General features: G+C 66.8%; 9 protein-coding genes and 1 pseudogene. 5 read left to right on the top strand and 5 right to left on the bottom strand.

Translation table 11 applies throughout. The annotated features are described in order from the left end of the window. Together QAT43_RS12720 and QAT43_RS12715 are read right to left on the bottom strand one after the other, a co-directional pair. On the bottom strand, nt 1-183 hold a 183-nt coding region (locus QAT43_RS12720), incomplete at its 3' end, for a hypothetical protein (protein WP_305043456.1). After that, the gene (locus tag QAT43_RS12715) at nt 162-1,880 is read right to left on the bottom strand and encodes a hypothetical protein (protein WP_305043455.1); all 1,719 of its coding nucleotides are present in this window, start codon (nt 1,878-1,880) and stop codon (nt 162-164) included. The genes QAT43_RS12715 and QAT43_RS12720, both read right to left, overlap by 22 nt. A gap of 341 nt (nt 1,881-2,221) precedes the next feature. Here QAT43_RS12715 and QAT43_RS12710 point away from each other — a divergent pair, with 341 nt between their 5' ends. Continuing rightward, on the top strand, nt 2,222-2,980 hold the full coding sequence (locus QAT43_RS12710; RefSeq protein WP_305043454.1) for a SagB/ThcOx family dehydrogenase: 759 nt from the start codon (nt 2,222-2,224) through the stop codon (nt 2,978-2,980). A 10-nt stretch (nt 2,981-2,990) separates the two neighbouring features. On the opposite strand, the gene QAT43_RS12705 is transcribed toward QAT43_RS12710, so the two are convergent. Together QAT43_RS12705 and QAT43_RS12700 are read right to left on the bottom strand one after the other, a co-directional pair. After that, a complete protein-coding gene (locus tag QAT43_RS12705; RefSeq protein WP_305043453.1) occupies nt 2,991-3,515 on the bottom strand; it encodes a DUF4136 domain-containing protein in 525 nt (174 codons plus the stop codon). 64 nt (nt 3,516-3,579) lie between these two features. Then, nucleotides 3,580-4,299: a hypothetical protein gene (locus QAT43_RS12700; protein WP_305043452.1), complete on the bottom strand. Its 720-nt coding sequence runs from the start codon at nt 4,297-4,299 to the stop codon at nt 3,580-3,582. An 84-nt stretch (nt 4,300-4,383) separates the two neighbouring features. On the opposite strand from QAT43_RS12700, the gene QAT43_RS12695 reads away from it, so the two are divergent. After that, a complete protein-coding gene (locus tag QAT43_RS12695) occupies nt 4,384-5,424 on the top strand; it encodes a hypothetical protein (RefSeq protein ID WP_305043451.1) in 1,041 nt (346 codons plus the stop codon). Here QAT43_RS12695 and ilvA read toward each other — a convergent pair. Further along, nucleotides 5,400-6,608, bottom strand: coding sequence for a threonine ammonia-lyase (ilvA, locus tag QAT43_RS12690; RefSeq protein WP_305043450.1), 1,209 nt, complete (start codon nt 6,606-6,608; stop codon nt 5,400-5,402). The two genes, QAT43_RS12695 and ilvA, sit on opposite strands and share 25 nt — an antisense overlap. 148 nt (nt 6,609-6,756) lie before the next feature. Here ilvA and tolQ point away from each other — a divergent pair, with 148 nt between their 5' ends. From tolQ to QAT43_RS12675, 3 genes and pseudogenes are all read left to right on the top strand, one after another. Then, complete coding sequence (tolQ, locus tag QAT43_RS12685) at nt 6,757-7,419, top strand: protein TolQ (RefSeq protein ID WP_442900261.1); 663 nt, start codon at nt 6,757-6,759, stop codon at nt 7,417-7,419. Between the two features lie 10 nt (nt 7,420-7,429). Beyond that, nucleotides 7,430-7,870, top strand: coding sequence for an ExbD/TolR family protein (locus QAT43_RS12680; RefSeq protein WP_305043449.1), 441 nt, complete (start codon nt 7,430-7,432; stop codon nt 7,868-7,870). Between the two features lie 13 nt (nt 7,871-7,883). Continuing rightward, a pseudogene (locus QAT43_RS12675) lies at nt 7,884-8,446 on the top strand (hypothetical protein); the annotation flags it as partial.

Genomic DNA, 8,446 nt, shown 5'->3' with positions numbered 1-8,446 from the left:
TCCGGCGATTTTAAAGGATTTTCCCACGGCTCCCCGGCCGTCGCCGTGACCGGTATCCTGAGCAAGTCCCCGGAACAGCATGGGGTAAAGAACTTCCAGGATGAAATACAGAGCGTAGTCGTATTTGGTCTGTGACGCCCCGGCGCCGCCCAGCTGAACCTTCAGGTAGTTTTCACCACCCACATGCCGCTCTTGATGGCCACCTGCGCGCTCGATTTCCACAGGCTCTGATACCAGCGGATGTTTTTGTAGTCGCCCACCTGGTTGTGCAGCAGGGATTCGGTCAGAATCCAGTTGATGCCGCGGCCGAAGTTGCCGGTCCGCACACGCGAGGGCCAGTAGGCCCAATCGCCCTCGCCGTCCTTGCAGGCGCCGCTTTTCGTCCACAGCGGCTGAACCGAGGGCTCCGCGGGGCCGGGCTCCTCGGCCAGGATCAGCTTGCCGCTGCCGGGGTCGCGGATCGCCACACGGTTGCCGGCGGCATCGAGCATGACGTAATTCCAGCCGCTTGGCGAGACGGACGTCGCGCTGCTGCCGAACAGCGCCAGGCTTCGGACGCTGGGCCGGCTGACCTGGTAAAAGACCCGGATGGGCGGGCCCGAGTTTTCGCCAAGGGTGGCGGCGACGGGCGGGCCGCCATCGCCGGTGTCGGACCCTCCGGTGATGATGGCGGTTTGCGCGTTGATGTGATGTTCGATGAGATTGTGGGCGTAGGCGTCCCCGCGTTCCAGGGAGGCTTCCAGAATGGGCGCCAGGTGCTCAACGATGGTATCCGGAGCAATCTGAAACGAGAGACTGTATTCGCAGCTTTCCCAGCCCAGGGTTTCCTCGCGCTCGACAACGTGCCGGATGATGTTGGCATCCAGGGATTTGTTGAGCCAGGTGGCCTGCCATTGGCGCTCCAGTTGGTCAAGCTGCTCCTCCAGGCTGGCCGGCTCCTCGTCGGCGGAAGGCGCAACCTGCTGCCGCAGTTCATGCAGGCTGCCCAGGTGAATCAGGATGTGCAGGTTGATCTGGTAGCGCTCCAGGGGAACAAATCCCAGGTAATCAAGGTAGATGGCGTCGAGCTCGCTGTGGCCGCCGCGGGTGTAGTCGAGCTCCTTGCTGACCTGGATTTTAAGGGTCGAGTGGCGATCCATTTGGCCATCTCCGTCGATGTCGCCCTGGCTGCCGTCGGTGAGGGTCGCGCCGACCAGCCGGTAGCCGGCGCGGTCAAAGATCTGATGCTCGGCGAGGTCCAGGGAGGCATGCGCGGGAATGTCATCGATATAGTCATTGAGCTGGCCGGCGATCTGCGCGCGGGTGCCGCCGTCGACGTGGGCCAGCTTGGCCTCGATGACCCGGTCGACCAGGGCGTCGGCAAAGGTTTGGCCGAAAAGGGCGGCCAGGGCCTCGGCGTCGAAGTGGGAGCTGTGCACGGCAGCGGGTGCGATGGCCAGGTCCTCGTTTTCAAGACAGTCGCGCAAGTCTTCCGCCGCCAAGCCTCGACAGGCCTCGGGGACTTCTTCCCCGAGTTTGAAGCCCGGGATGCCGTCGCCTTCCGGGGCGAGGGAAAGGGGTCGAACGACGGCCTCGCGCGCGATCGCCGATGCCGGCTGGTAAACCACATAACCTGCACCGTTGTCGGACGAAAGCATGGCGTGCTGAACGCTCGGGACCAGATCGAAATGTTTTACCGAGGCAAACAGATTGCCGGGAGGCTGCGCGTCCTCATGATCGAGGGTGAGGTTGTCGGCCAGGGCGGCGTAATAGAGCTGGTTCGGGCTGGCTTCAGCCTCCGGGTGGCCCGATGAACCGCCGCCCGAGCAGCCCAGCAAGGGGAGAAATGTCATGCAGGGGACCAGCACGAGAGCCGTCAGTTTTTTCCAGGGTCGCTTCATGAATTACCTCCGGTGGGTGAGGAATCCCAAAGGGGGACAGGCTGATTTTCACTGAAAAACCAGCCTGTCCCCCTTTGGGCAGTAACAAAAATGGCCGCCCCGGGAAAAACCCGGAAGCGGCCTTTTTGGCATCTATAGGAAGGCAGTGATTGCCGCCATCAAGCAATCCTTCGAAACGCTGCATTGGTGGTTGGAAAAATTTAATATGTGGGCGGGATGTTAGCGTAGGCAAGATCGAGGGTCAAGGGGGAAAAGTCGGTTTGAATGGTCTTGACTTACGTCGCGCCCACGGCGACCAGTGAGTTTCTGCTAGACTTCTGCGAAACAGAGGAGGTCTCGCCATGAGCAAGCCGACCATCACCAAGGACGCCGGCCGTTGGTTTCTGACCGATTACATCCGCCAGGAGGTCGATTGGCGGCGCACGCCGCAGGCCCTGGGTGAAGCGCCGCCGCCGGTGCAGAAGCCGGTGGCGGCGGGTGCCGAGGTGTTGGTCCTGCCGGGGCGCGATGACTGGGATATTCCCTCCTGCGACCTGGCCACGGCCATCGCCCGGCGCGAGAGCCGGCGCCGCTTTCGCCGCGATCCCCTCAATCTCGACGAGCTGGCGTTTCTGCTCTGGGCCACCCAGGGGGTGCGCGAGCGCCTGCATGAGGCGGCGGTGCTGCGGACGGTGCCCTCGGCGGGCTGCCGCCATCCTTTTGAAACCTATCTCTGCATCCTCAACGTCGCGGGGCTGGCCCCCGGCATCTACCGCTACCTGCCCCTCGATCACGCCTTGGTTCCGGAGCGCGCGCCCGCCGATCTGGCCGCCTCCCTCGCCCACGCCACCCATGGCCAGCGTTTTGCCGGCGAAGCGGCCGCGACCTTCGTGTGGACGGCGCTGCCGGCGCGCAGCGAATGGCGCTACGCCGAGGCCTCCTACAAGGTCATCGCCCTGGATGCCGGGCATGTCTGCCAGAATCTCTACCTGGCCTGCGAGGCCATCGGCGCGGGCACCTGCGCCATAGCCGCCTACCGCCAGGATCTCATGGACCAGTTGCTCGGCGTCGACGGTGCCGAGGAATTTACCGTCTACCTGGCGCCGGTGGGCAAGGTGTGAGGCAAGGTTTTCAGTGGGGGCGCGGCGGATAGCCGGCGAGCATCATGCGCACCGCCTCGTGAATCTTGCTGCGCGCTTCCTCGCGGCTGCGCACCTGGGTTCGGGCGCTGCCCTGCCACAGGGGCGCCTTGGTCGCCGGGTCGAGCATGTCGATGCTGAGGCTGGCCTCGGGAGGGCGCGACACCATGGCCCAGGGGGAAAAGCCCCAGGAGGATTCGCGTCCCGGGCCGACGGGGGCGCTTTCCACCGCTTGGCGCAGGGTGGAGCGGAAGGTGACCAGCAGGTCGCCATTTTCCGTGACCCGCTGCAATCCGCGATTTTCGAGATGAAACTGGATGGCGTTGCGGATCAGGCGGTCCATATCGTCTTCGGCGACGGCATCGAGACGTGCCTGGGGGGTGCCTTCGAGCCACTGAAAGCTGTGGAACTGCGCGAAATCAATGTTGTGGTCATGGCGGACCTGGATCGTGGGGCCCTTGGCGCAGCCGGTGAACACCAGGCACAAAAGTAGGATAAGACCGAGGCGTGCGAGCATAGCTGCCCTCCAGGAGGAAAGTAAATTCTATCGTCGCCTTATTTTAGCAGAGAAGCCGCTCCTGTCACTCTTTGCCATTTCCAAGCAGCCAGCGCCGCGGTGCGAGATCCGCGAGCCGGCTGAACAGGGTTTTCCCGCCGTCTTCGTCCTCCAGCAAATGCACCCAGCCGCCGACATGCACCAGGGTGCCCTCCGTCCGGGTCTTGAGCAGGTCACGGATGGCTTGCGCCATGCGCTCGTCGCGCGGACCGATGCCTAGGGGGCCGCGCCGCCCGGCGAGAAAGGCGCGGCGGATTTCGCGGGGACATTCGGGGGCGAGCACCCGGCGCGCGGTGTCCAGGCTCTCCGGGGCCGGCGGCTGGGGCGGCAGGGCGAGGATGGTGCGCAGATTGCGGGCGCGGATCAGTTCGGTTTCGGTCAGCTCGAACTGGGCGCGGGTCAGATCGCTGTCGTCGAGGAGGTGAAGTTCGGCTCCGTTCCGTCGGCAATACGCGGCGGTGGCGCGATATTCAAAGGGCAGGGCGAGGAGGGCGCGGATGTCCTCGACGGCGGGGTGGGCGTCTAGTTCCTCCAGGTCGCGCCCCTCGCGGCGCGCGAGAAACCGCAGGAGGCGATCGAGGCGGCGCAGCAACCGGGGGGCGCGCTCGCGGCGCAGGTCGCGGGCGGCGGGGCTCATCTCCAGGGTGAGAATTTTGGGGGCCAGTCGGTCGAGGAGGGCGCCCAGCAGGACTTCGCCCAAGGGGTCGTGGTGCACGGTGCCGATGAGGACCAGGGATAGGGACATGGAGATGGGCCTTGTATAAAATATAAATTTCAGTTAATATTGTTTTTGCTTAATCATCAACCTGTGAAAAAGGGCCGCGCCTTGATGCGTAAACTCTCTCTCAGCACCGTCCTCCTGGGCCTGTTGGTCTATGCCGCGATTTTTTTCTGGCAGGTCGACGGCTCCGCCCGGCGGGCGGGCGACGCTTTTCTCGAACGCCAGCTGTGGCTGGCGCGGCAGAGCGCCCTGCTTTTGGAACGGCAGCTCGCCGCTCAGCCCGCCCAGGACCCGTCCCTGGAGGCCTTGCGCCTGGCCGAGGGCGGGGCCGGTGAAAGCCGCCTGGCGCTCTTTGACCGTCAGGGTGCGGCGTTTCTCGCCGCCGGCACGGATCTGCCCCTGCCGGACCAGGCCGCGGCGGCCTTCGCGCCGCGCCTGGCGCGCGGCGGCCACGGCAGCGCGCGGCTGCCCGCGGACGGCGGAGCCTGGCTGCTGACCTACCTGCCCCTGGCCGGCGGCGAGCGGCCCCTGACCCTGGTGCTGGCGGCGCCGGAAGCCGAGGTGGTGGCTCCCGTCCGCTATCTGGCGCGTGGTCAAATCCTTATGCATCTGGCGGTGCTGGCTCTGGCGGCCGCATTCGTTTACGGCCGCGCTCGGCGTGGCCCTGAGGCCGCGCCCGCCGCCGAGGATGAGGCGACGCCGGAACTCGACGACCTGCGCGGCCAGTGCCGCGTGCTGGCCCAGGAAAACGCCTTGCTGGGGGCGGCGCGGCGCGAATACCAGCTGCTCGTCGAGGGCGCCGAGCAGGGCCTGGCGCGGCTTAATTCCAACGGCCTGCTGCTGTTTTGCAGCAAGCCCCTGCTGTCCCTGCTGGGCCGCGAGCGTCGCGAGCTGCTGGGTCGCAATCTCCTCGACCTCGATCTGCTCGTCGAGGGGCGCGAGGAGTTGCAGCGCGCCCTGGGCCGGCTGCGTGACGGCGAGGCGGCGCTGCCGGTGCTCTGTACCCTGGCCGGATCGGCAAGCGGCGCGAAACGGTTGGAGTTGCGTCTGTCCCCCCTGCGCGTGGACGGCGAGGTCACCGGCATCCTGCTTCAGGTTCAGGAACAGGCGGTGGTCGCCGCAGCTTACCTGAGGATGTCGAACTCGTAGCCTTCAGCCCGCAGATGCGCGCGCAGCGCCGCGATGTGGTCGGGGCCGCGGGTTTCCAGTTCGAGCAGCACCTCGGCCTTGCCCAGGGGCAGCCGCGAGCGGCGCCGGTCGTGGCGCACGGCGAAGATGTTGGCGCCCGCCGCGCCCAGCACCTGGGTCAGGCGCGCCAGCGCCCCGGGCACGTCGGGCAGCTCCAGACGCAACTTGAGATAACGTCCCTCCTCCAGCAGGCCACGCTCCACCACCCGTTCCAGGGTCTGCACGTCGATATTTCCCCCCGAGAGCACGCACACCGTAACCCCGCGATGCACCGGTGCGTCCGGCCCGAACAGGGCGGCCAGGCCCACCGCGCCCGCGCCTTCAGTGACCAGCTTGGCCTTCTCCAGCAGGGCGACGATGGCCTGGGCGATGGGCTCTTCCTCCACTGTGACCAGCTCGTCCACCAGAGCCTCGATGAGGGGCCAGGTCAGCTCGCCCACCGCCTTGAGGGCGATGCCGTCGGCGAGGCTGTGCGCCTCGGGCAGCACCACCCGCCGCCCGGCGTGGCGCGACAGCAGGGCCGAGGCCGCGTTCGCCGCCTCGACGCCGATTACCCGCGCCCCGGGACGCTGCGCCTTCACGGCGGTGGCGATGCCGGCAATCAAGCCGCCACCGCCCACCGGCACCACCACCGTCTCGACCTCGGGCAGATCCTCCAGGATCTCCAGGCCGATGGTGCCTTGCCCGGCCATGATCAGGGGATGGTCGAAGGCCGGCACGTAGAGCAGCCCCTGTTCCTGTTCCAGGCGCCGCGCATGGTCCGCCGCCTCGTCGTAGCCTAGGCCCTGGAGAATGACCCGCGCGCCGTAGTCGCGGGCGGCAAGCACCTTGGCCAGGGGCGTGGTTTCGGGCATGACCACCGTGGCGGCGATGCCGGCGCGGGTCGCGGCCAGGGCCAAGCCCTGGGCGTGGTTGCCCGCCGAGGCGGTGATCACGCCGCGCGCCAGGCGCGCGGACTCCTGACGGGCGAGAAACCAGCTGGCGCCGCGGATCTTGAAGGAACCGGTGCGCTGCAGGTTCTCGCATTTGAAGTAGAGGGGCGCGCCGAGGCGCTCGGAAAAATAGGGCGAATGGATCAGTTCGGTGCGTCGCACCCGGTCGCGCAGAAAAGCGGCGGCTTGGCGGATTTCGGCAAGACTCGGCATGGCATCGCGCTCCGCTGTTTTTCTACAAGAATAGCCGGCGCGGCGCCTCGGGCAACCTCTTCCAGTCCTTGTTGACTTGCGCTGGAGGATCGCTGATAATCGGGGGTCGTTATCGACAAACCGCTGATTTTTGGGGAGACTTACTTTCGTGGACATGATTCTCGCCGCCGGTCCGGTGGTCAAGCTCGTGGTGCTGGTGCTGGTGTATTTTTCCGTGGTGTCCTGGGCCATCATTTTCTACAAGGGGCGGGTGGTGTACCGCGCCCTGCGCGATTCGGAAAAGTTCCTCGATTTCTTCTGGGCCAAGAAGCGCTTCGACCTGATCAGTCAGGGCGTGCGTGATTTCCCCCATGCGCCCCTCGGGGTGCTGTTTCGCGAGGCCTATCAGGAAATGATGAAGGGCCAGAAGCGCCGCGAGGGCGAGGAGACGCCCTCCGTCGATTTCGGCGGCGGCGACAACGTCGCGCGCGCTCTGCGTCGCGCCACCACCTCGGAAATCCAGCGCCTCGAAAAGTTCCTGCCGTTTCTCGCCACCACCGGCTCCATCGCCCCCTTCATCGGTCTGTTCGGCACCGTGTGGGGCATCATGGATTCCTTCCACGGCATCGGCGAAACCGGCAGTGCCTCCCTGGCGGTGGTGGCGCCGTGCATCTCCGAGGCCCTGCTGGCCACCGCCATCGGCCTGGCCGCGGCGATTCCGGCGGTGGTGGGCTACAACCACTACATCGCCAAGATCACCAACCTGAGCAACGAGATGGACATCTTCTCCCAGGAGCTGCTCAACATCGTCGAGCGGATGGGGAGGCGCTGAAACCTTGGGCATGGAAGTCGGAAGTCGCGATTCGGGAGGGCGGCGCATGCTCTCCCAGATCAATGTCACGCCCTTCGTCGACGTCATGCTGGTGCTGCTGATCATGTTCATGGTCACGGTGCCCATGATGCAGAGCGGAGTCGAGGTCAATCTGCCCGAGGTGGCCGAGGTCCCGACCCTCGATCAGGCCAAGGAGCCGCTGGTGGTGAGCCTCACCCGCGCCGGCGAGATCGCCATCGGCCCGGTCAAGGTCGAAAATCCCGACCAGCTCATGCCGGTGCTGCGCCAGGCCCTGGCCGGGCGCGAGACCCAGGAGGTGTTTCTCGAAGCCGACCGCGACGTGCCCTACGGTCGGGTGGTGCAGGTCATGGCCGCCATTCGCGGCGCCGGCATCACCAAGCTCGGCATGCTCGCCCAGCCGCCCGAGGAGCCTGCCCCGCGCAGGCGCTGAACCGCCCTTGCCCATGAACTCGCTATTTTCCCGCCCGCCCCTGTCCTCGCCCGAGCGCGGCTTCGGTCCCATGGTGGCCATGTCCCTGCTGCTGCACGCCGCCGTGGTGCTGCTCCTCGGCGGGGTGTTCTACAGCGCGCCCAAGCGCGAACCGCGCCCGGTCTATTACGTGGATCTGTCCCAGATGCCCGTGGCCAATCCCCAAGCGGGGCGTCCCGAGGCGCCGGCGGCCAAGCCCGAGGCGGCGCAAACTGCCGCCGCCCGGCCTGCCGCGCCCGCGCCGCCCAAGCCCGAGGCCAAGCCCGTCGAGGTGGCGCGGCCCAAGCCGCCGGAGCCCAAACCCGAGCCGAAGCCGGCGCCCAAGCCCGAGCCCAAGCCCGAACCGAAGCCGGCGCCCAAGCCCGAGGCCAAGCCGGCGCCGAAACCCGAGCCCAAGCCCGCGCCCAAGCCGGAACCCAAGCCGGAACCCAAGCCCGACACGCGCCAGGCGGACCTGGACAAACGCATGGCCGAGCTGCGCGAGCAGGCGCGGCGCCAGGAGGAGCGAGCGGCCCTCGACAAGAGTCTGGCGGCCCT

The organism is Geoalkalibacter sp. (assembly GCF_030604225.1).
Lineage (GTDB): Bacteria > Desulfobacterota > Desulfuromonadia > Desulfuromonadales > Geoalkalibacteraceae > Geoalkalibacter.
Note: the sequence above shows the minus strand (reverse complement) of the source record. Positions and strands in the feature narration are given on the sequence as shown.